We start from the raw sequence: 22,902 nt of genomic DNA, 5'->3' as shown, positions 1-22,902 counted from the left end.
GTGAGTGATGTGTCCACCGAGGCCCCGGCGCAGCCGGCCAAGCCGACCATCTTCTTCGACGGCGTGTCGAGCCGCAGGCGGCAGGTTTCCCTGACGCTCGGCGATGCGCTCGAGATCGTTGAGGAGGGCGGAACGCCCGTTCGCTGGGCCTATGCCGATATCCGCCGCGCCGACAGTCCGGCCGGTCTGCTGCGTCTCGCCTGTACTGCTGCCGCGCCCCTGGCGCGGCTCGAGATTCGCGACGCCGCGCTTGCGGCGGAATTGATTGCCCGCTGCTCCCGTCTCGACGAGCACCAGACCTCGCGCCGCGGTATTGCAAAGATTGTCGGCTGGTCGGTGGCGGCCGCCGTCTCCATCGTCTGCGTCGTCTTGTTCGGCGTGCCGCTCGCCGCAGACCGTCTTGCGCCGCTGGTGCCGAAGCCAATCGAGCGGCGCATCGGCGATGCGTCGGAAGTCCAGGTGAAAACCATCTTCGGCCGCAACGTCTGCGAAGACCCCGCGGGCAAGGCCGCGTTCACCAAGCTCGTCAACCGCCTGCGCGATGCGGCAGGTCTCGACGACGATTCCATGACCGCCGGCGTGCTGCCGACGTCCGTGCCGAACGCCTTCGCACTGCCGGGCGGCAAGGTGTACCTGCTGAAGGGCCTGCTCGACAAGGCGGAGAACCCCGACGAGATCGCCGGCATCCTCGCCCATGAGCTTGGCCATCTCAAGCACTACGACAACATGCGCGGGCTGATCTACAACGGCGGCACGTCGTTCCTGATCGGCCTCTTGTTCGGCGACGTTACCGGCTCATCCGCCGTGATCTTCGCTTCGCGCAGCGTGGTCGAGGCCTCATATTCGCGCGAGGCCGAGACCGCTGCGGATACGTTCGCGATCGAGATCATGCACAAGCTCGGCCGCTCGCCGAAACCCGCGGCCGAGCTGATGTTCCGCATCACCGGCAAGGAAGGCGGCTCTGGTCTGACAAATATCCTCGCCAGCCATCCGCTGACCGAGGACCGGCTCGCTCGCATGACGAAAGAAGATCGCCCCGCCAGTGGCCCGCCGCTGCTGACGGACAAGGAGTGGCAGGCGCTGAAGCTGATTTGCGGCAGCGGGAAGGTTTAAGTCGAATGGCTTTAGGTTGAAGCTATTGGTCGCGGGCTCGCTCCAGCCTCTCCCGCTTGCGGGAGAGGTCGCCGCGTAGCGGCGGGTGAGGGTTCTCTCCTCTCAGGGGTTCTCGCTTGCGGAGCTACCCCCACCCCAGCCCTCCCCCGCAAGCGGGAGAGGGAGCGCACCTTCCTCGTTGCTGCACTTTAGTCTTCGCCAACTACCGCGTTCCGTAGGCGCGATCGCCGGCGTCGCCGAGGCCGGGCAGAATGAAACCATTCTCGTCGAGGCCTTCGTCGACCGCGGCGGTCCAGATCGGCACATCCGGATGCAATCCACGCAGCCGTTCGAGTCCTTCCGGCGCTGCGATCAGGCAGGCGAGGCGAATGTCCCTGGCGCCGCGCTCCTTCAGCCGGTCGATGGCGGCGACGGCCGTGTTGGCGGTGGCGACGACAGGCGTCACCACGACCGCGAGGCGCTCGTGGAGGTCTGATGGCGACTTGAAGAAATACTCGACCGCGGCAAAACTCTCCGGCTCGCGGTAGAGGCCGATATGCGCGACGCGCGCAGTCGGCACCAGGTCCATCATGCCGTCGACGAAGGTGGTGCCGGCGCGCAGCATCGGCACGAACACCAGCTTCTTGCCGGCGATCTTGGCCGAGTGCATCGTCGCCAGCGGCGTCTCGATGACGGTGTCGGCGAGCGGCAGGTCGCGCGTCACCTCGTAGCACAAGAGCATGCCGATCTCCTTGATCAACTCGCGGAACGACTTGGTGGAGATGGATTTGTCCCGCACCAGCGTCAGCTTGTGCTGCACCAGCGGATGATCGACGATCGTGACGCCTTCCATGAAACTCTCCTAACGAAATGCACTTTGGGTGCAACGCGACGGGCCGATGCTTCTTCCCTTCTCCCCTTGTGGGAGAAGGTGGCGCGAAGCGCCGGATGAGGGGTCCCTCTCCGCGAACTCCGGTGAGAGATAACCCCGCAGAGACATACCCCTCACCCGGCTTCGCTTTCGCGAAGCCACCCTCTCCCACAAGGGGAGAGGGTTTAGAAAACCGTGCCGTCGCTGATCACCTTGAGCGGCGGCGAACCATCGGGACGGCGCGCAAAGGCAATGGCGCGGCCGGCGGCCCAGGTGCCGCCTTCCAGAATGCTGGCGAGCGGCAAGGTCTCGGGCGTGCGGCCGAGTTTTGTGCGAACCAGTTCGGCAAGACGATCCAGCAGCGCCACCGTCAGCGCGCGCCACTCCACGACGAGCAGGGAATCCACCGCATGCGCACGCTCGGCGTCGGCGGCATCGCGCAGGCGCAGCACCTCGTGATCGACGAACAGGCCGCCATTGCGGTACTCGGCAAGCCCCGTGAGACCGTCGATGTCGGTGACAGCAAATCCAGCGCGCTGCAGCGGCTCGATCAGCGAGTAGCTCAGCCATTGCGACAGCTTGTGCAGGGGCACGAGGCCTGCCGTGCCGTCATCCGCCTTGATCGCCGGATGCCGCCAGCAATCGCCGAGCGGGACGCCCGCGAGCTCAAGCCGCGACGGCCAGATCGGCCCGAGCTGGTTCAGCACCGCCGACAGAATGGTGGGCGCGGCGACAGCACCGCCGACGGCTTGCGCCGCGATATGATCGAACAGTCCGCCCGGGCGCGGCGTGTCGTGCAGGCCGAACACGTCCGCGCGCTCCGAGACCTGCTTGCCCAGTCGCCGCAGCAGGTCGGTGCGTCCTTCGAGGCCGAGCAGCGGATTGGCATCGCTCGCCTGAAAGGCGGATGTGAGGGCGGCGAGGGGCAGCTTTGCCAGCACATCCGCATCGGCTCTGAACGGCGTGCGGGCATCGTGCGAAAACAGCCCGCTCGCGAACATGTCGAGGCTCGCAATCGCAAGCCCCTCCGACCGGCCGATGGCTTCGCCGGTCACGGCATCGCGGTATCGCCACGTAGCGCCGGCGCCGGCATCGAGCAGCACGGAGACGATCGCAAGATCGAACTCGGCGCGTGCCCGCGCCGCGCGATCCGGCCATGATGCGGTGTCGGCAAGCCGCGCCCAGCGATCGACGCCGCCAAGCACAAAGTGTCGCCACCGCGCATGGAAGGGGACGTCCAGCGTCGGATAGGCTTTTCGCGTGACCGCGAGAACGGCATCCGCAACCGCATCCATACGGCCGAGATCAACAGTGAAATGTGTAAGCCCGCCGGCAAGGCCGAGCTCAAGCATCTGCCCGGCGCGCGCGCGAACCGCCTTTGCGGTGAGCAGCGAACGGGCCTGCAATTCCAAAGCTTCCGCCATCGCGCGATCAGTATTTTTCCAGCGAGCGCCCGACCACGCCGTCCACGTCCTTCTCGGGCGCGATGTCGGTCGAGTAGTAGCCGGCGGCCTTCTTCGCGGCGATCTCGACATAGGCGTCGGCCGGGATCAGCTCCGGCGGGATCGGCACCCGCTCGACGATGTCGATGCCTTGCGAGGTCAGCGCGTCGTATTTCATGTCGCTCATCGACAGGAAACGGTCGATGCGCTTCAGGCCCAGCCAGTGGATCGTGTCCGGCATCAACTGCTGGAAGCGCGCGTCCTGGACGCCGGCGACGCATTCGGTGCGCTCGAAATAGGCCGCGGCCGCGTCGCCGTCCTCCTGGCGCTTGCGCGCATTGTAGACCAGGAATTTGGTGACCTCGCCGAGCGCGCGGCCCTCCTTCCGGTTATAGACCACGAGCCCGAGCCCGCCCTCCTGCGCACCGCGCGCGGATTCCTCGATGCCGTGGATGAGATAGGGACGGCAGGTGCAGATGTCGGAGCCGAACACGTCGGAGCCGTTGCACTCGTCATGCACGCGGCAGGTGATCTTAGTGCGATGGTCCGGCAGTTTTGTCACATCGCCGAACAGATAGACAGTGGTGCCGCCGATCGGCGGCAGGAACACCTTCATGTCCGGGCGCGTCACGAGCTCCGGGAACATGCCGGCGGTTTGCTCGAACAGCGTGCGCCGCAGCTCGGTCTCGTTGGTGCCGAAGCGCTCGGCAAGGCCTGGCAGGTACCAAACCGGATCGATCGCGATCTTCACCACGGAGACGCTGCCATTGGCATGCACGACCTCGCCGTCGGCGCGCAGCCGCTTTGCGGCGAGCGCCTCGCGGATCTCCGGCAGGTCCAGCCGCGCCCGCGTCACCGCGATGCTCGGGCGGATGTCGGCGCCTTCGGCGATCTCCTGGCGGAAGTTTTCCGCGACGAGATGCCCCCAGGGATCGAGCGCGACGATCTTTGCGGGATCGCGCCACTGTTCGAACGGGCCGATGGTCGCGGCCGGAAAGGTGTTGGTGAGATCGGGCCGCCGGATCGGATCGAGCGCGCCGGCGGAGACCGCGAGCGCCCGGTACATCGCATAGGAGCCGCCATGGCTGCCGATCACGTTGCGATCCCCGGCGCGCGACACCGTGCCGATGATCGGCCCGCGGGCGCGCGCGTCAGCGGCGCCCCAATGGATCGGAAAGGCGGCCTTCCGGCCCGGCTCCGGATGGGAGGTCAGGCGGATGTGGTCGGTACGGTTCGCGCGGCTCATGTCCAGGCTCCCAAAAAGCCAACGGCCCGCCGCTCGGACGGGCCTGGCTCGCTTGCCTTGCCGGTGCGGACCACCGGCGACGCAAGCTCAATCCAACATATTGTAGCGCCAACCCGCGACAGACAAGTTAATCGTGGAGCGCGGGCAGGGCCCTTCGCGGCGAAATTCCCGTCATCAGCGAACCGGCAGGGCTTGCCTGAACGCGGCGCGCCCCGCGCGCTGGCCGGCCTCGTCGCCGTGCCTGCCTGGCCGATTTAAGAGATTGAAATAGTTCTATTTTTCATGTTTTCAAGGGGCGCTTATGATTTGTGCGGCGCGCGTCGAATCCTGGACAAAACCTGCGTCCGGACCAATCGTACAGATCGCCTTTGCCCTGGAGACCGCCAATGCCCACCGCCGCCTATATCGACCCCCGCAACGGAAAGCTCTATCCGCTCGACCAGCCGCGCTGGTGCTCGGACGAGCGGTCGCCGCTGCTGGTGACGCCGGGGGCGGGGATCTCGCTCGAGGATATCGACAGCCGGACGCGCTCGCTCTGGCGCTACCGGGCGGCGCTGCCGGTCGAGATCGCAAAGCCGATCTCACTCGGCGAAGGCTGCACGCCACTGGTCCAGCAGGCCTGGGGTGACCTGCGTCCGTTGTTCAAGCTCGAATGGTTCAACCCGACCGGCAGCTTCAAGGACCGCGGCTCGGCGGTGATGCTGTCCTTCCTGCGGCAGATCGGCGTCGACGCCATCCTGGAAGACTCCTCCGGCAATGGCGGCTCGTCCATGGCGGGGTTGGGGGCCGCCGGCGGCATGCGCGTGAAGATCCTGGCGCCGGCCTCGACCTCGCCGGCGAAGATCGCGCAGGTGCGCGCTTACGGTGCGACGGTGCAGCTGGTCGAAGGCCCGCGCGAGGAATCGGAAGCCGAGGCCATCCGCCAGTCGAGCCAGACCTTCTACGCCAGTCACAACTGGCAGCCGTTCTTCCTCGAAGGTACCAAATCGCTCGCCTATGAAATCTGGGAGGACCTCGGCTTCCGCGCGCCCGACAACGTCATCGTCCCCGTCGGTGCCGGCAGCAGTCTCTTGGGGTGCGCCTTCGGCTTCCGCGAGCTCTTGAGAGCCGGGCAGATTTCGAAGCTGCCGCGCCTGTTCGCGGCGCAGCCGCAAAACTGCTCGCCGATCGATGCGAGCTTTCAGGCCGGCGTCGACACGCCCGTCGCGCGCGAGGTGCACAAGACCATCGCCGAAGGCACCGCGATCAAGAACCCCCTGCGCCTGCGCGAAATCATCGCCGCCTTGCGCGAGAGCGGCGGCGGCACCGTCGCGCTCACCGAGGACGAGATCATCGCCGCGCTGCGCCGCCTTGCGCGGCAGGGCCTGTTCGCCGAGCCGACCAGCGCGAGCGCAGCGGCGGCGCTGGAAAAGCTCTCCGCCGCTGGAGCCATCAAGGCGAATGAGACCACGGTCGTGGTCCTCACCGGCACGGGTCTGAAGGCGGCAACGACCGTAGCCGATCTCGTGCAATAAGGCCGATCTGTTGAGCTTGTGGTTCGGCCCCGCGTGGGACTGGGCCGTTGCGGATACGGGAAGCGTCATGCCCGGGCTTGTCCCGCCTGCGCGGCCGAAGCCGCTTCGGCGAGGCGAAGGCCCGGGCATCGACGCTCTTTGTGCCGCGCAGCCATGCGCGCGCGTTGAACCTTGGGCCTTCCTCGCCAGCCTCATGAAGATCGACCTCGAGCAAAGGGAGAGTTCCATGACCGCGCAGGATCCGTTTGCAGGTTTCAAGGCCATCCAGAAGGAAGCCTGGTCGCTGTTCACGCCGATGGAGGTTTTCACGACTCCGGCCGCGGCCAAGCTGGTCGGTTTTGCCGGCGTTGCCGCCGGCCAAAAGCTGCTCGATGTCGGATGCGGCACCGGCGTTGTCGCGATCACAGCCGCGCGCCGCGGTGCGAAGGTCAGGGGTCTCGACCTCTCGCCGGTTCTGATCGAGCGCGCCCGCGAGCACGCAAGGCTGGCGAATCTCGATGTCGACTTCGTCGACGGCGACGCCGAAAGCCTGCCCTATGGCGACGGCGAGTTCGACGTGGTGCTCAGCCAGTTCGGCCACATGTTCGCGCCGCGTCCGGACGTCGCCATCGGCGAGATGCTGCGCGTGCTGAAGCCCGGCGGCGCTATCGCCTTCTCCACCTGGCCGCCGCATCTCTACGTCGGCCGCATGTTCGCGCTGGTCGGCCGCCATCTGCCGCCGCCCGAGGGCGTCGCATCACCGGCGTTGTGGGGCGATCCGAAAATCGTCGCCGAGCGTCTCGCGGGGAAGGCGAAGGAAATCTCGTTCGAGATGGACATGATGACGCCGTCCACACTCAGCCCGCAGCATTTCCGCTGCACCATGGAAGCGACGATCGGGCCTTTGATCAAGCTCGTCGCCCAGTACAAGGACGAGCCGGACAAGCTCAGCAGCTTCCGTGCCGAGTTCGAGGCGTTGATCTCGGAGTATTTCGACGCCGGCAACAACGTGATGCGCCAGCAGTTTCTGATGACGAAAGCAAGGAAGGCGTGAGGGCGCGCTCGAAGGCGAATGTGCTGCGAGACAGGACGCCTTGCTGACCCTCCCGTCCAGGGGAGGGCCATCGCATGTGGCATTTTGCGCAGCCCGAGCGTGTCAGTGGCGTCTCACTCCTTCAGATCATTCACTCGCTTCACCCACGTACGTACATCTGCGAGCACCGCGGGCAGCACGGCCTTGACCTCCGGCACGGTCATGCCGGGCTTGATGCGGGGGTCGTAGAGCAGATTGAGGATGTACTGGTCGTAGACGTCGAAATAGCCCATCGAGACGTTGTCGTTGAACATGGTCCAGGGCACGCTCGTGGTGTCGTTGATGGGCCCGAGCGATTGCAGCAGCTCCTCATAGGCGCAGTCGAGGAAGGTGAAGTCGCCGTTGTCGACGGTGAGGATGACGTCGGAGTGCTCGATCTCGAAACTGTCGTTCTTGCGGAAGCCGGACAGGCATTGCGGATCGAGCGAGGAGCGGATCTCGCGCGCTTTCTCGAGACCGTAGAAGCTGGTGAGCGTGCGGAACAGGTCGCGGTCGCGCACCAGCTTCACGCGCAGATTCGCCGCCTCGCTGCTGTCGATCATGGCGATGTCGAGATGCTGCACGCGCTTGCCGATGTCGGCGACGACTCTTGCCAGCTGCGCCTTGCGGTCGGCGCGGTCGCTCTCGGCGAACACGCGCACCGGCCCGTCGAACTTGCGGATGCGGTCGACGCGGCCGGCGAGGTGGTATTCGGCGCCGAACGCGGTCTTGAGAAAACCCTCGACGATCTCGTTGTCGGTAAAGCTCTTCTTCTCGGCGCGCTGGCGCGAGGCGATCGCGGGCAGTTCGCCCGCGGCGGCCATGGTAGCGGTGTCAGGCACGCAGGTGAGCGTGGCGAGCGCCAGCAGGGCGATGCGAAGGGCAGCCGAGGGCAGGTCCAATGCGCTCATCGTTGCACAACGCTGCCGTATTCGCGCCGCGCACACAAGACCGCAAATTCACGCGCCCTGCGGGTTCCTGCTGTGGCCGTTCGGTCAGTTGTTGAGCACCACCACGGTGGTGCCGACCGAGACGCGGCTGTAGAGGTCGGTGACGTCGTCATTGGTCATGCGGAAGCAGCCCGAGGACACCGCCTGGCCGATCGTCTCCGGCTCGTTGGAGCCGTGGATGCGGTAGAGCGTCGATCCCAGATACATGGCGCGGGCGCCGAGCGGATTCTCGATGCCGCCCTTCATGTGGCGCGGCAGATCGGGCCGGCGGGCCAGCATCTGCGACGGCGGCGTCCAGTCCGGCCATTCCTTCTTGGCGGTGATCCTGTGCACCCCGCCCCAGCGGAAGCCGTCACGGCCGACGCCGATACCGTAGCGCAGCGCCTGGCCGTTCTGCAGCACCAGGTAGAGCCGCCGCTCGGACGTGTTCACCACGATCGTGCCGGGGGCGTAATTGCCGTTGTACATGACGGTGGAGCGGGGGATCGGGCTGGAGCCGCCGCGGAAGAAGTTCGGGCCGCCGCCCATGATGTCGCGGGAGTCGAACTCCTCGGCGAGTGCGCCGCCGGTCGTGGCGGTCAAAAGTGCGATGGCGGCAATCGGCGCGGCAAAAAACCGGATCATTGTCTCCCCCGGAAAAAATCGATTCAACTGAGGTCACAGGCCATATTTGCGGGCTTTCCGCAAGCCACGGCCCCGTGAGGCAGGCCATGCTTAATGAATGACGTTACCAAATCCGCAACCCCGCCAGCTTGCCCGAAAGCGTTAGCCAAACCAGCGCATCCTCACGCGGGGCAGGGCCGCGATGCCCCCTATTGCTTTGACGAGACGAGCGAACAATGATTGATCGAACGGATCACTCGAAATCGTCGGTTGCGGGAGCAAAAAGAATGAATGGTGCGGAAAGCCTGGTGCGGACGATGGTCAAGGGTGGGGTCGACGTCTGCTTCACCAACCCCGGCACCTCCGAGATGCATTTTGTCGCGGCGCTCGACCGCGTACCCGGCATGCGCTGCGTGCTCGGCCTGTTCGAAGGCGTGGTGACCGGCGCGGCCGACGGCTATTACCGCATGAAGGGCACGCCGGCCTCGACCCTGCTGCATCTCGGTCCCGGCCTCGCCAACGGTCTTGCCAATCTGCACAACGCCAAGAAGGCCAATTCCGGCATCGTCAACATCGTCGGCCAGCATGCGGTCTACCACATCGACTACAACGCGCCGTTGACCTCCGACATCGAGGGTCTGGCCCGGCCGATGTCGTCCTGGGTCCGGACCTCGCCGAATTCCAAATCGGTCGCCGCCGACGGCGCCGCCGCGATTGCCGCCGCTAGAAGCGCACCGGGGCAGATCGCGACCCTGATCCTGCCCGCCGACACCGCCTGGAACGAGGCCGACGGCATTGCCGAGGTGCCGGCCGAGCAGCAGCGCGCCAGCTATTCGCCGCAGGCGGTCGAGAAGGCCGCGAAGATCCTGCACGGCGACGGCGAGGGCACGCTGCTGCTGATGACCGGCAGCGCCCTGAGCGAGCAGGGCTTGGCGCTGGCCGAGCGCATCGCGAACAAGACCGGCTGCACGGTGATGGGGCCGACCTTCCGCCCGAAGATGGCGCGCGGCCGCGGTCGCTACTCGATCGATCGCATCCACTACGTGATCGAGAACGCGCTGCCGATGCTGGCAAAATTCCGTCACATCGTGCTGGTCGAGTCCGACGATCCCGTGGCGTTCTTCGCCTATCCGAACAAGCCGAGCATGCTCAAGCCCGAGGGCTGCGAGGTGCATCGCATGACCTCCTGGGGCGAGAACTCGGTCGCAGCCCTCGAGGCGCTGGCCGGCGCCGTGAAGGCCAGCGCCAAGGACGTCAAGCCGCAGGCTTTGCATGAACTGGCCAAGCCGACCGGCGCGCTGAATTTCGCCTCGATCGCGCAGGCGATTGCCTGTGCGATCCCCGAGAACGCGATCATGGTCGACGAATCCCTGACCACCGGCCGCGGCTTCTTCCCGCCGACGGCGGCGGCCGCGCCGCACGACTGGCTGCAGAACATGGGCGGCTCGATCGGCTTCTCCACGCCGCTCTCGATTGGCGCGGCGATCGCCTGCCCGGACCGCAAGGTCATCACCATGGTCGGCGACGGCAGCGCGATGTACACGATCCAGTCGCTGTGGACCCAGGCCCGCGAGAACCTCAACATCGTCACCATCGTGTTCGCCAACCGCATCTACCAGATCCTGCGCGGCGAGTTCGACAATGTCGGCGCCGGCGAGCCCGGCCAGCGCGCCAACGACATGCTCCGGCTCGACCGGCCGACGCTGGACTTCGTGGCGCTGGCCAAGGGAATGGGCGTGCCCGGCCGTGCCGTCACCAATGCCGACGAGTTCAACAAGGCGCTGGCTGAGGCCGTCGCCGAGCCGGGGCCGCGGCTGATCGAAGTCCAGATGTAGGGCGTTGGTTGGCCAAGCTCTCTCCCGATGTCGTCCCGGCGAAAGCCGGGACCCATAACCCCAGGGAGAGGTTTGGCGAAGACTCGGAGTCCGGTACGTGCACCGTGTACACTCGATAGACCTCGCGGTATGGGTCCCGGCTTTCGCCGGGACGACACCGAACTAGGTAAGCGTGATGGGCCCGGAGGCACGATGCAGACCGAGCTGAACAAGGTGATCGCGGCGCTCCGGGACTTCTACGCCCACGAAGGATTTTTGTTCGAGAAGGACATCGGCGAGCGGGCGGTGACCCACCGCTTCGCCGTCTATCTGGAGCGCCAGTTTTCAGGCTGGGCGGTCGACTGCAATTACGACCGGCTCGGCGAGCGCACGCTGCATCTGCCGCACGGCACCATCATCTCGACGGACGATCATCTGGGCAAGTCGATCTACCCCGACGTCGCCGTGCACCAGCGCGAGATCCCGAACAACCTGCTCACCGTGGAGATCCGCAAGGCGAACAATCACACGCCGCTGGAGCACGACCAGCACAAGCTGCGGGCGCTCACCGACGTGCATGTCTGGTTTCCCTACTGGATCGGCGTGCTGCTGGTGCTGGACAAGCAGCATGTGACCATGTCGGAAGTCTATGTCAGCGGCCTCGTCGAAGAATCGCTGTCGCGCTGGTTCGCGACGCGGCTTGCGGAGAGCGGTCTCGGGGCTGCGCATTAGGGTGTGTGCTCATCAACGTCAGCGGTAGTCGCCCAGCTTCGCCAACATCGACTGCTTATGACTCGGAACGGACCTTTGACCCAGCGGATGTCTCCGACCAAATTAGTTCCTGCGTGCTAAACCGCCGCGCCCGCTTTGACCAGCCTTTGGACCCAGAGCAGACACGTCAACAGTATCTCAACTCCGCTTGACCCTACGCCGTGACCGCCTCTTTCTGCTCGTGAGTGCGAGTGGTTCGATTGTTAGGAACGGTGTCAGCAAGATTCGGAAATCAATTTTTCACCAATAATAGTAATTGCACCAGGAATTAGATGCAACCGGTCTGTGTAGGCGCTAAACTTCTGGGAGAGCCGCCGGAAATTGCACGTGCGGTGGAATGGGAACTGGAATGTTCAGTGCGCCGCTGTTTGAGAGAGCGAATTGTGCTGTCAAGGAGGAGCGGCGTTCGGTCGGTCACAAGGAACGAAGGATTGCGAACAGGCTGCAACTGATCAACTGGTGTCTGGTGGCTGGAGGTGCGCTGGCACTTTGCGCCGGTCTTGCCGTAACGACCTTCACGCTGGAAGGTTTGATGACTAGGGAAGTCCTCACAGCGCCGGCACTGGCGATTGCCGGGTTGTGGCTCATGCGGCAGTGCTGGGGCGAGCGGCCGGCGTTCGCCATGATCGCATTTTCGCAAATGGGTTGTTTCGTGATCTTCGCGGCGCCGATGTCGTATATCGGTTTGGGGGCCGGGATGCCGCTGCAGGACACGAGGTTTGCCGACCTTGACCGATTGCTCGGTCTGGATTGGCCTGCATATTTCCATTTTGCGATGGCCCGCCCGGAATTGCTGCTCTACGCCAAGTTCTTTTACGCAATGATCCTCGTGCCGGGCGTTGGCGTGCCGGTCGTACTGGGGTTGACGCGGCAATATATCCGTCTGCAGCAGTTCGTGATGGCGTCTACATTGGCGTTGTGCGTGGTGATTGTCGTCTCCTCCTTGCTTCCGGCGATCGGTACCTATTTCGAGTTTGGACTGCCCTCCGAGACCGAATTATTCACGGCGAATGGATATGGAGGACAGGCGCGCGACATACCGATGCTGCGCGATGGCACGTTGCGAGCTCTCAACCTCGCGAAGCTCGGCGGCATCCTCACCTTTCCTAGCTTTCACGCTGCCATGGCAGTTCTCAGCATCTGGAGCTTATGGAGCATCTGGTGGCTGCGTCCTGCCCTGCTGATGCTGAATGCTGGAATGCTCGTCTCGACTCCGCTGGTTGGGGGGCATTACTTCGTGGATGTGATCGCAGGCGTTTCGGTGGCTGCGCTGACGATCCAGGCGTCTAAAGGCCTGACGGCGGTCGTCGTTGCAAGTCCGCTGGCGGTCTCGACGCAGCCGAAATCGGAGGTCACCGGGTCGGCTGCTCGTTATTCCCTTGGCCGCCATGTTTGAGCGGACGTGCCGTCGGAATATGTCCCGGCGTGCGATACGCCCATGAAAAGAGCAAACCGGACGCGACTAGCGAGTACAGGGCCGCCCGCGTGACGCGAGCGGCCCTGTATCATCTTCCGTCACGCGCTCAGTGCAGCGGATCGCCCTGGCCGAGCGCGTAGGCGACGAGGTCCTTCAGCGCGAAGCCTGGGCCCGTCACCGGCGTCCATTGCGGGTCGAGTGACAGCACCGAGGAATTGTCGCCGAACAGCATGCCGAGGAAGACCTCGGCGACGATGCGGCCGCCGACGGGGCCGAGCTGCGGCGTGTTGACTCCGCCTGCCGGTGCGCCGGTGGCGGGAATGGCCACGGATGTCTGGAATTGCCGCGCCTCTGCCAGGATGTAGGTCCACAGCGGGCAATTGCCGGCGAACACGCCGTTCGCGATGGTCGCGATCGGCACCTGCGGATCGTCAGGTCCGGGCTCGTCGACGGCCTTGCCGATGATGATCTGATCGTCGGTCAGCGGCGTCAGGTTCATCGCCCTGGCGACGGCCTGGCCCGAGGGCAGGCCGAGCCGCCAGCCGCGCTCGAGATTGCGCAGCGCCAGCGACGCCGGATTGGACGCGACCTCCGGCGGCAGCTTGCGCAGCGGATCGACCAGCGAGGCGTCGATGCGATAGGCGAACTGCAGCCGCCGCTTGTTGTCGGGATTGGTGTCGTCGTCCTCGACGCCGTAAGCGCGGGTGTCGAGATCGATGAAGCGGCCCCAGTCGATGGCACGTCCCGGGCCCATGGCACGGAAGCCGGTCAGTGCGTTGTGATCGGGGTTGTTCGGATCGGGGAAGATCTGCAGCAGCATGTTGTCCGCATCGTTCAGCCGATAGCCGGGGCGGATCACGGAGTGGCCGAGCCGGTAGGCCGCGACCGAGAACTCGACCGGCATGAACGGATAGGTCTTCCAGTGGTAGTGGGCGAGCTTGCTGCGGTCGTAGCGGCCCGCGGTCTTCAATTCGTCCAGCACGCTGGCATGGACGATGCGCGGCAGGAAGTCGTTCAGCACGACGTATTGATAATGGAAGCGGACGCGCTGCTGCACGTCCTCGAACGACAGGCTGTCATTGTCGTCGACCATGCGGTTGTGGAAGCGCAGCATCAAGGCCTGGAACTGCGAGACGATGCTGTTCTCGTCGTTGCGGGGATCGCCGATCAGCGCGCGGCCCTTGAAGCGCGGCAGGTCGTTGGTGTCGGCGACGCCCGTGCCGCTCAGCTTCTCGCCGAGGCGGAACTTGTTGCCGTCATACATGTAGGGCTGGTCGTTCGGCCCGCGGCCGTAGACGTTGTCCAGGTCGAATGACGGCGTGCGGAAGTCGACGAGCCCGTCGGGATCCTGCTGCTTGGTCAGCGAGCTGACCGGATCGAAGGTGATGTCGTGATCGACGAACTGGCCGAAATAGGTGTAGAGCGAGGGAATGCCGCTCTCCTCCGCGTCCGGTCCATCCTTCGGTGCGTCGAACTTGCCGACCATCTTGTCGGCCAGCGCCGACAGGTTGGCGACATTGTCGGCGTCGTTCGCGCCGAATTTTGCCGGAGTGAGCTTGCGGAACATGCGGCCGAAGCGGCCTTGCGAAAGCGGCGAACGCGTTGCGTTCAGACCGCGCGGAACAATTGCGTGGCGGCTGCTCATTGAAAACACCTCCATGAAAAGTCACGACGGAACGAATAAAGCTAAAGTTGTTCGCAACAGAATATGCAGGCGAAGCTAGATCAGGGAATCCGGCGCGTCACAAGCCGCAGCTTCACACTGTGCGCGATGTCGATGCTGTTCCGAAGCGGAGGGGGGCGAGCAAGCTGCGGCCGCGCTTTGCAAATCTTTCCCGAAGCGATGAGGGATAACATTCTCGTCATCGACGCGTGCGAGCAGCTTCGTGCGATATCGATTCGCCAGGCTGTCGGCGCGGCGGATCATCTTCACGCAAAAATTGTGGCGGCGCGCGCGTGACAGCGCGCACGCCGCAACCACGTCAGTAATAGCGCTGCTGCGCGAACGCGTAGCGCGGATTGATGCCGCAATAGGCCGACGTGCCGGAGGCGGAGGCCTGACACTGCTGATAGGTCGCGAACTGGCAATTGCCGGGATAGCCCCAGATGCGGCCCTGCAGGCAATATCTGTCGGGTGCGGGCTGGGCCTGGGCCGTCGGGGCCATCGCGGCCATCAGGGCCGCGAACGATGCAAGGGTGAGGATGGTGCGACGCATTTCAGTTTCCTTCGAGAACGGTGGGATGAGGAACACCAGCTCATTCTGCGTGTTCCGGGACTTGTCCGACACTTTGTCGTGCTCGTCTTGGTGTCCGCAGTGGGCACCGCGTTCAACATGCGCGTATGATGCGGCAAGCTGCGGCGAGCAATGTGATCTCGGCCACAGTTCGCTATCCGCTTCCGACCTATCGTGAGCGGACGTGGTCTGCATTGCTCCCCGAGCCTTGCGCTTTTTCTCATTCGGGTCAGGTCACTTTTTGGAGGTTCTGATGCAAAGGTCATATTTGCTGGCTGCGACAGCAGCGCTGGCGCTTCTTGCGCAATCATCGCTCGCGCTGGCGCAGAGCGCACCGGCCGCCGGCGGGACCGCGGCGCCTGCGGCGACAACCACTGCGCCGGCCGCGACGACAGCGCCGGCCGCGACCACCGACACCAGCCAGCCATCCGACCCCAAGAAGAGCGCATCGAAGAAGCCGGCGAAGAAGAAGATGACGCGGCAGCAGGAGATCGATCATTCGATCGACAGCGGCACCGTGCCGGCCCGCTATCGCAGCTCGGTGCCGAAGCAGTACCAGCAATATATTCCGTTCGAGAAGCAGTGACGGATGGCATGGCCTGCATGGTTCGAGACGCCCGCTTTGGCGGGCTCCTCACCATGAGGGGCTCGCCGCAAGACCTGACCTCATCCTGAGGGCCCGCCGCAGGCGGGCGTCTCGAAGGATGGGCCGCAGGCGAGCTCGCCTGGTCAAGCAAAGGCGGATTGCATAACCGTTGTGGCGGTCTGCCGGAGCGGTGCTAAGGTAGGCCCAGGGCCGAAGGGAGTGCCGGGGGACGTAATGAGCGACGACGTGAAGGATGCTGGCCTCGTGGCCATGATCAGCAGCATCCTCGGAGGCAACAAGCGCGCAGACAGTGTTGCTCCGCCGCCGCTCACTGAGGTTCCCCCGACGGCCCCGACGCATGGATTCGAGCCCGTTGCAGCGTCCGTCCCCGATGCGGCACCGGCCAAGCCCGACCCCGCTTCCGATGCCGCGCTCGCGGCAACCAGGCCAACCGAACCGCCCGCGAAGATCGCCACGACGCCGGACGGCAGGCAATTGCTGCCCGCGGAAGCCATTGCCGATCTCGTGCTCGGCGAGCTCCGCAAGATCGAGGATTTTCCCGCGACCGGTGCCTCCGTGACGGTCTATGGCTACCGGCACTGGAACGCGATGATCACCTTCGCGCCGTTCTCCACCAGCTTCCAGAACGCGACGCGGTTCCGCCAGGCCATGCCGGATCTCGTCGTCAAGCTCCGCCGTTTCGTCGCACTTGAGATATAGTCTTAGGTTATCGGCGCCGCGCGGCGTCGCTGCCTAGACAGGATTCTTGCATTGAGTGTCGCCTTTACCAAGGAAGAAAGCGCCGAGACCGCGTCCGAGACGCTGTTGCCGGATCGCCCGATCTCGCCCCATCCGAACCTCGTGACGGAGGCCGGCCTCAAGGCCCTGCAGACGCAGCTTCAGCACGCGCGCGAGGCCTATGAGGTCGCGCAAGCCATCGACGACGTCAACGAGAAGCGCCGCCAGTCGGCGGTGCCCTTGCGCGACGCCCGCTATCTGACCGAACGGCTGCGCACGGCGCAGCTCATGCCCGATCCTGTCACGACCGACATCGTTGCCTTCGGCAGCACGGTGACCTTCAGCCATACCGACGGCCGCGTGCAGACCTACCGCATCGTCGGCGAGGACGAAGCCGACCCGAAGGCCGGCTCGATCTCGTTCGTCTCGCCGGTGGCGAGGTCGCTGATGGGGAAGGCGGCGGGGGATGTCGTGGGAGCAGGCGCGCAGGAGATCGAGATTGTATCGATTGCGTAAGATGGCTCCCGCCGTGTCCGTGAAACGAAGCCCGATAGTTGAATGAAACGGTTTTTGTCGGGAGCGTTGCCGTTCTACGCACTGGCGGGCCTCGCCATGTGCATGTACCTCGTCCTGTACAGGACGAACCTGTTCGACTTGAACGCCATTGTGCAGGGGGCGACCGACTCATGGTGGTTTCCGGTCTTCATGTTCGTCTGCGTGCTGCTGGAGTCGGTCTTCCCATATTTTGGCTATTTTCCCGGAACCGCTCTCATCCTGATGTCGGTGGCGCTCAGTCCGAAGTCCGCGGACGTGCCCGTTTTCATCATGGCGTGGCTGGCCATCATCGTCGGCGCCGTCTTGAGTTACGGACAGGCGCGTTTCTTCAGACCGCTCCTGCAGCGGGTCGCTTCAAAAGCGGCACTGAGCCGATGCGAGTCCCTCCTCGACACCTACGGTCCTTACGCGCGCGTTGCCTTGTTCGTTCACCCCAACGCTTGCGCGATGTATTTTACGGCACTCGGACTTCTCGGCGGCAACCTGACGCGAGAGCTCGCGCATCTGTGCGTCGGCGCAGCGGCCTCCGTGGGCATTCTGTTCGTCGTCGTGACCAGACTCGTGTCGTCCGTCGGCCCCACCGATGATGGGCAATTGCAGGTGCTGCTGGCGGCGGCTCTGGTCGCCATCGGGACCCTCGTCGGTCTCTACACGGCCTTAAGGCCGCAGCGGGCTGCTTGAGGCTTGCTCCGTCATCGCGCGCGGCTTGTCCGCCGTACGCGTCGATGATTTTCACAATCGTCATGGTTCAGGAGGAGGATTGGGGGGCGCGCAAGGGATCAAACCTCGAGCTCCCGAGATCCAGCGCGATCAAGGACCACAGCCGGGAGAAAGCTGAGGCATTCCCGAGCTCGGGCTGACGCGTAGTTGATTGAAAATCAACTCACGATACGTCTGGTCGGAAGGACCCGAGAGTGGAATAATTCCTGACGCTTTCCTTGATCAGATTTTAAGTCGGCCCGAACCGGCTGGCGACGTGGATTTTCATCATGGCCGCGCTTCCTCAGGACGTGGTGGTGGATTTGCAGCAAGAGAACGCGCGGCTCCTGGCCGAATTGCGCGCCGCACAAGATCGCGAGAGCGCCACCGCGGACATTCTCAAGATCATCGCCAGTTCGCCATCAGAGGTGAAGCCGGTCTTCGATGCCATTGCGAGGCAGGCCAATGCCTTGCTCGGCGGCTTTTCGACGACCGTATTCCGTTTCATCGACGGCACGGCCCATTTGGCGGCATTCACGCCGACGAATTCTGCCGCCGACGAGACCTTGAAGAACATGTTTCCAAGGCCGATCACCCAGTTTGAGAGCTTTGCAGAAGTCCAGGCAGGTAAGGTGGTACCGACTCCCGACACGGAAGCGCTGACGAATGAAATCAAATTTGTCGCTCGCGCGCGCGGCTTTCGCAGCATGTTGTTCGTTCCGCTCGCGACCGGCGGCGTGGTGATCGGCATGATCAGCGTAACGCGCGCCGAGCCCGGTACCTTCGCTCCGCATCATGTGCAACTTCTGCAGACCTTCGCCGACCAGGCCGTCATCGCCATTGAGAATACGCGGCTGTTCAACGAGGTGCAGGCGCGTACTGACGACTTGCGGGAATCGCTGCAGCAGCAGACCGCGACCGCCGATGTCTTGAAGGTCATCAGCCGCTCCGCGTTCGATCTGCAACCGGTTCTCGATACGCTGACGGAATCGGCGGCGGGCTTGTGTGGTGCCGACATGGCGGCCATCGTCAGGCAGGACGCCGACGGCGCCTATTGTCATGCAACGCGATACAATTTCTCGCCCGAGTGGGCCAAGGTCTCGGCGGGCATTCGGCTCAGTGCCGGGCGCGGCAGCGTCGTCGGGCGCGTCCTGCTGTGCGGCAAGGCCGTCCAGATTCAGGATGTCCTGCTCGATCCCGAATACGCCTATCCCGAGCAGCAGAGGGCCGGCGGCTATCGCACCCTCCTGGGCGTGCCCTTGCTTCGGTCCGGCGAAACGATCGGCGTGCTGTTCCTGGGCCGCAAGATCGTGAACTCGTTCACGGACAAGCAGATCGACCTGGTCTCCACCTTCGCCGATCAGGCCGTGATCGCGATCGAGAATGTCCGGCTGTTCGATGAGGTCCAGGCGAAGACGCGCGATCTCGCCGAATCGCTGCAGCAGCAGACCGCGACCGCCGATGTGCTGAAGGTGATCAGCCGCTCGACCTTCGACCTGCAAACCGTGCTCAACACGCTGGTCGATTCGGCGGCGCGGCTGTGCGAAGCGGAGATGGCGTTCATCATGCGCCGCGAAGGCGATGAATATCAGGCCGGAGCAGCGGTCGGGTTTTCCGAGGAATACATCGAGTTTCTGCGGGTTCACCCGATCACCCCCGGACGGAGCACGGTCACGGGCCGGGCCGTGCAGGAGCGCCGACCGGTGCAGATCCTCGATGTTGCTGCGGATCCCGAATACGACCTGCGCGAGTCCACGACCATGGCCGGTCAGCGCACGGCGCTCGGTGTTCCGCTCCTGCGCGAGAACGAGCCGATCGGCGCGATTGTGATCGCTCGCAGGCGTGTGCAGCCCTTCACGGAAAAGCAGATCGAGCTCGTCACCACATTTGCCGACCAGGCCGTGATCGCCATCGAGAATGTACGGCTCCTGGAGCAATTGCAGACCAGGACGCGAGATCTGTCCGAGGCGCTGATGTACCAGACCGGCAGCGCCGATATCCTGCGCGTCATCGCGTCCTCGCCGACCGAGGTCGGTCCCGTGCTCAAGGCCATCGTGGAAAGTGCATGCGGACTTTGCGAGGCCTACGATGCGCTGGTGGTTCTGAGAGATGGCGACGATCTCGTCATCCAGGCGCACCATGGACAAGTCCCCGTGGTGTGGAGCCGACGATCGGTCAGTGCGGAATCGCCCACCGGCCGGGCCGTTATCGATCGCCGCACAGTTCATGTGCACGACCTGCTCGGGCCCGAAGGGGAGGAATTCCCGACGGGACGGGAGTATGCGCTTCGCTCCAATGTTCGGACCGTTCTGAGCGTGCCGCTTTTACGAGAAGGCGAGAGCATGGGTGCGATCGTGCTCCGCCGTACGGAGGTGCGCCCATTCGGCGAGAAGCAGATCAACCTCCTGCAGACCTTTGCAGATCAGGCTGTCATCGCCATCGGCAACGTGCGTCTGTTCGAGCAATTGAACGAATCATTGGAGCGACAGACGGCAACGTCGGAGGTGTTGGAAATCATAAGCGCTTCGTCGGGCACCTTGACTCCGGTCTTCAACAAGATGCTGGAGAATGCGACGCGAATTTGCGGCGCCGGCTTCGGCACCATGAATCTCTACGAGGACGGCGGCTTTCGCACGGTCGCGCTTCACAACGCGCCGCAAGCCTATGTTGATACCCGGCTACACCAGAGCATTCGCCCACATCCGGCGAGCGGGCTCGGCACCGTCGAGAAAACTCATCAGACGGTTCATATCGACGATATCAGGACTCAGCCGCCCTACGTCGAAGGCAACCCGAACGTTCGCGCGCTTGCCGACCTTGCCGGCGCCAGGACCCTCGTCATTGTGCCGATGCTCAAGGAAGACGAGCTGATCGGCACCATCACGATCTTCCGCCAGGAAGTTAAACCCTTCACAGACAAGCAGATCGAGCTCGTGTCCAATTTCGCGCACCAGGGCGTGATCGCGATCGAGAATGCGCGCCTGCTGAATGAACTGCGCGAGCGCACCATGGAATTGTCGCAATCGCTCGAGGAATTGCGAAATGCGCAGGATCGGTTGATCCAGACCGAGAAGCTTGCCTCGCTCGGGCAACTTACCGCCGGCATCGCACATGAAATCAAGAACCCGCTCAATTTCATCAATAATTTTGCGGCGGTTTCCTCCGAACTGATCGACGAGCTCGGCGACGGGCTGCGCGCAGTCGCACTCGACGAGGCAGCAAGGCGGGACATCGACGCGCTGATAGAAATGCTGCAAGGCAATCTGGAAAAGATCGTGCAGCACGGAACGCGCGCCGATTCCATTGTCAAGAATATGCTTCTGCACTCTCGCGAGGGGTCCGGCGAACGCCGCTCCGCCGATATCAACGCCATCATCGAGGAAAGTCTCAATCTCGCTTATCACGGCGCGCGCGCTGAAAAAGCAGGTTTCAATATCACGCTTGAAAGGAGTCTCGATCCGTCTGCAGGGGCGCTCGAGCTTTATCCGCAGGAGATCACGCGGGTGTTCCTCAATCTCATTTCAAATGGATTCTACGCGGCGAGCAAACAAAAGGACGCCGTCGGCGACGGCTTCGAGCCAAGGCTGCGCGCGACGACCACAAGTCTCGGCGGCGCCGTCGAAATCCGGATTCGCGACAATGGCGCCGGCATCCCAGCCGACGTGAGAGAGAAAATATTCAACCCATTCTTCACAACCAAGCCCGCGGGCGAAGGAACCGGACTCGGCCTGTCAATCTGCCACGATATCGTTGTGAAGCAGCACGGCGGCCGCATCGAAGTCGATACCGCGCCTGGCGATTATACCGAGTTCATCATTACGCTGCCGCGTACGCTGGCGGCACCATTGCAGACCGGAGGCAGAAGTTGAGCGTCTATATATTGGTCGTCGACGACGAGCCGGACGTCGAGGCGTTGTTCCGCCAGCAGTTTCGGCGTGATTTGCGCGCCGGCCGCTTTCTGCTGGAGTTCGCATCGTCCGCACCCGCGGCCCTGGCGCGTGCGGTCGAGATAGAGGATGCCACCCTGATTCTGATCCTGTCCGACATCAACATGCCCGGAATGAGCGGGCTGGAGATGCTGCCTATCGTGCGCTCGGCCCGCCCCGATGTACCGGTCATCATGATCACGGCCTATGGCGATGCCGAGACCAGGCGCAAGGCGCTGGCGAGCGGCGCAGCCGACCTGTTGACCAAACCAATCGACTTTGCGGCGCTGCGCCAGGAGATCGATACGAGGCTCGAGCAGGCCGCATGACCGCGGGCCATTCTCGTGGTCGATGACAAGCCGGAACGGCTCGCAAGGTGAAATTATCGCAGGGCATCTGACCTCAATATTCACCGAAAACACCGGGAGGTTGAAAATGAAGACGCTCTTGGTCCCGCTGCAGAATATTCCGATGATGACATCCACGCTCGACGTCGTCGCAGGCCTCGCGCGCCGTACTGGCGCCTATATCGAAGGCTTTCCACTTCGGTTCGGCATCCCGCCCTATGTGGCCTCCGAATTGGCCACCGGCATCCTCCTGGAGTCCTATGAGGCGAAGAGCGAGGCCGAATTGAACGACATGCGCAACTTCTTCGAAGCATTCATGCTGAAGCACGACATTCCTCGGGCCACTGCACCCTCGAGTCGGCCGTGCTTCGGCTGGCTGGCGAACGCGCCCGAGGGCGAAGAGTTTGTCGGAAATTATGGGCGCGCTTTCGATCTGGTCGTGATGGCACGGTCCGACGTCGATGCTGCGGGACCTCACCGTCGTGCGATTGAATCCGCGCTGTTTGAGAGCGGCAGGCCCGTCCTGCTGGCGCCGTTGACGGCACCGAGAAGCGTCGCGACAAACATCATGATCCACTGGAACGGTAGTACCGAGCAAGCGCGGGCAAACGCATTTGCGATGCCGTTGCTTCGCTTGGCGAAAAGGGTATCGGTTCTCACCGTCATTGGCGGCCAGGAGGTACCAGGACCATCTGCCGATCGGATCGTCCAGCAACTGCGGTACAACGACATTGCAGCCGAAGCGATAAGGGTTGAGCTGGGCAATCGCGAAACCGGAGAGGCGGTCCTCGATGCCGCCAGAGCTCAAGGCTGCGATCTCCTGGTCAAGGGCGCCTTCACCCGCACGCGGCTGCGGCAAATGATATTCGGCGGGGCGACCAGCCACATCATGGAACACGCGGACTTGCCTGTCCTGATGGCTCATTAGAGCCGCACGCTGGCCTGTCGCGGGATCATGCCATCATGCCCCTGTTTTGCCCGACGAGGCTGGGCAAGAATGTTGCTTTTTGGGAGTTGATGTAGGATTCGTCTTATGGCGAATCGCA

21 protein-coding genes are annotated in these 22,902 nt (G+C 63.9%); 14 read left to right on the top strand and 7 right to left on the bottom strand.

Features of this window, described 5'->3' with window-relative positions; all coding sequences use genetic code 11:
• Complete coding sequence (locus tag JQ635_RS28630; protein WP_211413125.1) at nucleotides 1-1,113, top strand: M48 family metallopeptidase; 1,113 nt, start codon at nucleotides 1-3, stop codon at nucleotides 1,111-1,113.
• Between the two features lie 202 nt (nucleotides 1,114-1,315).
• On the opposite strand, the gene upp is transcribed toward JQ635_RS28630, so the two are convergent.
• From upp to JQ635_RS28615, 3 genes are all read right to left on the bottom strand, one after another.
• Complete coding sequence (gene upp, locus JQ635_RS28625) at nucleotides 1,316-1,945, bottom strand: uracil phosphoribosyltransferase (RefSeq protein ID WP_211413124.1); 630 nt, start codon at nucleotides 1,943-1,945, stop codon at nucleotides 1,316-1,318.
• A 203-nt stretch (nucleotides 1,946-2,148) separates the two neighbouring features.
• Nucleotides 2,149-3,387, bottom strand: coding sequence for a URC4/urg3 family protein (locus tag JQ635_RS28620; RefSeq protein ID WP_211413123.1), 1,239 nt, complete (start codon nucleotides 3,385-3,387; stop codon nucleotides 2,149-2,151).
• A 7-nt stretch (nucleotides 3,388-3,394) separates the two neighbouring features.
• Nucleotides 3,395-4,651: a GTP cyclohydrolase II gene (locus JQ635_RS28615; protein ID WP_211413122.1), complete on the bottom strand. Its 1,257-nt coding sequence runs from the start codon at nucleotides 4,649-4,651 to the stop codon at nucleotides 3,395-3,397.
• A 386-nt stretch (nucleotides 4,652-5,037) separates the two neighbouring features.
• Between JQ635_RS28615 and JQ635_RS28610 the strand changes: the two genes are divergently transcribed.
• Together JQ635_RS28610 and JQ635_RS28605 are read left to right on the top strand one after the other, a co-directional pair.
• On the top strand, nucleotides 5,038-6,165 hold the full coding sequence (locus JQ635_RS28610; protein ID WP_211413121.1) for a threonine synthase: 1,128 nt from the start codon (nucleotides 5,038-5,040) through the stop codon (nucleotides 6,163-6,165).
• Between the two features lie 226 nt (nucleotides 6,166-6,391).
• Nucleotides 6,392-7,198, top strand: a complete 807-nt coding sequence (locus tag JQ635_RS28605; RefSeq protein WP_211413120.1) for a class I SAM-dependent methyltransferase — start codon at nucleotides 6,392-6,394, stop codon at nucleotides 7,196-7,198.
• A gap of 113 nt (nucleotides 7,199-7,311) precedes the next feature.
• Here the strand turns inward: JQ635_RS28605 and JQ635_RS28600 are convergent, their stop codons facing one another.
• Together JQ635_RS28600 and JQ635_RS28595 are read right to left on the bottom strand one after the other, a co-directional pair.
• Entirely contained in the window at nucleotides 7,312-8,127 is an 816-nt protein-coding gene (locus JQ635_RS28600; RefSeq protein ID WP_211413119.1) for a DUF2927 domain-containing protein, read from the bottom strand.
• Between the two features lie 84 nt (nucleotides 8,128-8,211).
• Nucleotides 8,212-8,790 carry a L,D-transpeptidase gene (locus JQ635_RS28595; protein ID WP_211413118.1) on the bottom strand — a complete coding sequence of 193 codons (579 nt, stop codon included), beginning with the start codon at nucleotides 8,788-8,790 and terminating at the stop codon, nucleotides 8,212-8,214.
• Nucleotides 8,791-9,056: 266 nt separating this feature from the next.
• Between JQ635_RS28595 and JQ635_RS28590 the strand changes: the two genes are divergently transcribed.
• The 3 genes from JQ635_RS28590 to JQ635_RS28580 all read left to right on the top strand — a co-directional run bounded on the left by JQ635_RS28590 (nucleotide 9,057) and on the right by JQ635_RS28580 (nucleotide 12,750).
• Nucleotides 9,057-10,604 (top strand): acetolactate synthase large subunit, encoded by a 1,548-nt coding sequence (locus JQ635_RS28590; protein ID WP_211413117.1) that lies wholly within the window; start codon nucleotides 9,057-9,059, stop codon nucleotides 10,602-10,604.
• Between the two features lie 192 nt (nucleotides 10,605-10,796).
• Nucleotides 10,797-11,315, top strand: a complete 519-nt coding sequence (locus JQ635_RS28585; RefSeq protein WP_211413116.1) for a hypothetical protein — start codon at nucleotides 10,797-10,799, stop codon at nucleotides 11,313-11,315.
• Between the two features lie 388 nt (nucleotides 11,316-11,703).
• Nucleotides 11,704-12,750 carry a phosphatase PAP2 family protein gene (locus JQ635_RS28580; RefSeq protein ID WP_211413115.1) on the top strand — a complete coding sequence of 349 codons (1,047 nt, stop codon included), beginning with the start codon at nucleotides 11,704-11,706 and terminating at the stop codon, nucleotides 12,748-12,750.
• 127 nt (nucleotides 12,751-12,877) lie between these two features.
• Here the strand turns inward: JQ635_RS28580 and JQ635_RS28575 are convergent, their stop codons facing one another.
• Nucleotides 12,878-14,416 (bottom strand): peroxidase family protein, encoded by a 1,539-nt coding sequence (locus JQ635_RS28575; RefSeq protein WP_211413114.1) that lies wholly within the window; start codon nucleotides 14,414-14,416, stop codon nucleotides 12,878-12,880.
• A 63-nt stretch (nucleotides 14,417-14,479) separates the two neighbouring features.
• Here JQ635_RS28575 and JQ635_RS28570 point away from each other — a divergent pair, with 63 nt between their 5' ends.
• Nucleotides 14,480-14,731 carry a hypothetical protein gene (locus tag JQ635_RS28570; RefSeq protein WP_211413113.1) on the top strand — a complete coding sequence of 84 codons (252 nt, stop codon included), beginning with the start codon at nucleotides 14,480-14,482 and terminating at the stop codon, nucleotides 14,729-14,731.
• A 22-nt stretch (nucleotides 14,732-14,753) separates the two neighbouring features.
• Here JQ635_RS28570 and JQ635_RS28565 read toward each other — a convergent pair whose 3' ends face one another.
• Nucleotides 14,754-14,987, bottom strand: coding sequence for a DUF3551 domain-containing protein (locus JQ635_RS28565; RefSeq protein WP_211413112.1), 234 nt, complete (start codon nucleotides 14,985-14,987; stop codon nucleotides 14,754-14,756).
• Between the two features lie 271 nt (nucleotides 14,988-15,258).
• Here JQ635_RS28565 and JQ635_RS28560 point away from each other — a divergent pair, with 271 nt between their 5' ends.
• From JQ635_RS28560 to JQ635_RS28530, 7 genes are all read left to right on the top strand, one after another.
• The gene (locus JQ635_RS28560; protein WP_211413111.1) at nucleotides 15,259-15,591 is read left to right on the top strand and encodes a hypothetical protein; all 333 of its coding nucleotides are present in this window, start codon (nucleotides 15,259-15,261) and stop codon (nucleotides 15,589-15,591) included.
• A 234-nt stretch (nucleotides 15,592-15,825) separates the two neighbouring features.
• Nucleotides 15,826-16,311 carry a hypothetical protein gene (locus tag JQ635_RS28555; protein ID WP_211413110.1) on the top strand — a complete coding sequence of 162 codons (486 nt, stop codon included), beginning with the start codon at nucleotides 15,826-15,828 and terminating at the stop codon, nucleotides 16,309-16,311.
• A gap of 51 nt (nucleotides 16,312-16,362) precedes the next feature.
• Nucleotides 16,363-16,845, top strand: coding sequence for a transcription elongation factor GreA (greA, locus tag JQ635_RS28550; protein WP_211413109.1), 483 nt, complete (start codon nucleotides 16,363-16,365; stop codon nucleotides 16,843-16,845).
• 42 nt (nucleotides 16,846-16,887) lie between these two features.
• Nucleotides 16,888-17,565 carry a hypothetical protein gene (locus JQ635_RS28545; RefSeq protein WP_211413108.1) on the top strand — a complete coding sequence of 226 codons (678 nt, stop codon included), beginning with the start codon at nucleotides 16,888-16,890 and terminating at the stop codon, nucleotides 17,563-17,565.
• 308 nt (nucleotides 17,566-17,873) lie between these two features.
• Nucleotides 17,874-21,452 carry a GAF domain-containing protein gene (locus JQ635_RS28540; RefSeq protein WP_211413107.1) on the top strand — a complete coding sequence of 1,193 codons (3,579 nt, stop codon included), beginning with the start codon at nucleotides 17,874-17,876 and terminating at the stop codon, nucleotides 21,450-21,452.
• The gene (locus JQ635_RS28535) at nucleotides 21,449-21,838 is read left to right on the top strand and encodes a response regulator (RefSeq protein WP_211413106.1); all 390 of its coding nucleotides are present in this window, start codon (nucleotides 21,449-21,451) and stop codon (nucleotides 21,836-21,838) included. The genes JQ635_RS28540 and JQ635_RS28535 overlap by 4 nt, the downstream gene beginning before the upstream one ends.
• A gap of 106 nt (nucleotides 21,839-21,944) precedes the next feature.
• Entirely contained in the window at nucleotides 21,945-22,784 is an 840-nt protein-coding gene (locus tag JQ635_RS28530; protein ID WP_211413105.1) for a universal stress protein, read from the top strand.
• Nucleotides 22,785-22,902: the final 118 nt, after the last annotated feature.

Source organism: Bradyrhizobium iriomotense (assembly GCF_018130765.1).
Taxonomy (GTDB): Bacteria; Pseudomonadota; Alphaproteobacteria; order Rhizobiales; family Xanthobacteraceae; genus Bradyrhizobium; species Bradyrhizobium iriomotense_A.
Note: the sequence above shows the minus strand (reverse complement) of the source record. Positions and strands in the feature narration are given on the sequence as shown.

Excerpts from the sequence above, each read along its gene's own strand:
- upp (WP_211413124.1), bottom strand. The coding sequence starts at position 1,945 with ATGGAAGGCGTCACGATCGTCGATCATCCGCTGGTGCAGCACAAGCTG.
- JQ635_RS28620 (WP_211413123.1), bottom strand. The coding sequence starts at position 3,387 with ATGGCGGAAGCTTTGGAATTGCAGGCCCGTTCGCTGCTCACCGCAAAG.
- JQ635_RS28615 (WP_211413122.1), bottom strand. The coding sequence starts at position 4,651 with ATGAGCCGCGCGAACCGTACCGACCACATCCGCCTGACCTCCCATCCG.
- JQ635_RS28610 (WP_211413121.1), top strand. The coding sequence starts at position 5,038 with ATGCCCACCGCCGCCTATATCGACCCCCGCAACGGAAAGCTCTATCCG.
- JQ635_RS28605 (WP_211413120.1), top strand. The coding sequence starts at position 6,392 with ATGACCGCGCAGGATCCGTTTGCAGGTTTCAAGGCCATCCAGAAGGAA.
- JQ635_RS28600 (WP_211413119.1), bottom strand. The coding sequence starts at position 8,127 with ATGAGCGCATTGGACCTGCCCTCGGCTGCCCTTCGCATCGCCCTGCTG.
- JQ635_RS28595 (WP_211413118.1), bottom strand. The coding sequence starts at position 8,790 with ATGATCCGGTTTTTTGCCGCGCCGATTGCCGCCATCGCACTTTTGACC.
- JQ635_RS28590 (WP_211413117.1), top strand. The coding sequence starts at position 9,057 with ATGAATGGTGCGGAAAGCCTGGTGCGGACGATGGTCAAGGGTGGGGTC.
- JQ635_RS28585 (WP_211413116.1), top strand. The coding sequence starts at position 10,797 with ATGCAGACCGAGCTGAACAAGGTGATCGCGGCGCTCCGGGACTTCTAC.
- JQ635_RS28580 (WP_211413115.1), top strand. The coding sequence starts at position 11,704 with ATGTTCAGTGCGCCGCTGTTTGAGAGAGCGAATTGTGCTGTCAAGGAG.
- JQ635_RS28575 (WP_211413114.1), bottom strand. The coding sequence starts at position 14,416 with ATGAGCAGCCGCCACGCAATTGTTCCGCGCGGTCTGAACGCAACGCGT.
- JQ635_RS28570 (WP_211413113.1), top strand. The coding sequence starts at position 14,480 with ATGCAGGCGAAGCTAGATCAGGGAATCCGGCGCGTCACAAGCCGCAGC.
- JQ635_RS28565 (WP_211413112.1), bottom strand. The coding sequence starts at position 14,987 with ATGCGTCGCACCATCCTCACCCTTGCATCGTTCGCGGCCCTGATGGCC.
- JQ635_RS28560 (WP_211413111.1), top strand. The coding sequence starts at position 15,259 with ATGCAAAGGTCATATTTGCTGGCTGCGACAGCAGCGCTGGCGCTTCTT.
- JQ635_RS28555 (WP_211413110.1), top strand. The coding sequence starts at position 15,826 with ATGAGCGACGACGTGAAGGATGCTGGCCTCGTGGCCATGATCAGCAGC.
- JQ635_RS28545 (WP_211413108.1), top strand. The coding sequence starts at position 16,888 with ATGAAACGGTTTTTGTCGGGAGCGTTGCCGTTCTACGCACTGGCGGGC.
- JQ635_RS28540 (WP_211413107.1), top strand. The coding sequence starts at position 17,874 with ATGGCCGCGCTTCCTCAGGACGTGGTGGTGGATTTGCAGCAAGAGAAC.
- JQ635_RS28530 (WP_211413105.1), top strand. The coding sequence starts at position 21,945 with ATGAAGACGCTCTTGGTCCCGCTGCAGAATATTCCGATGATGACATCC.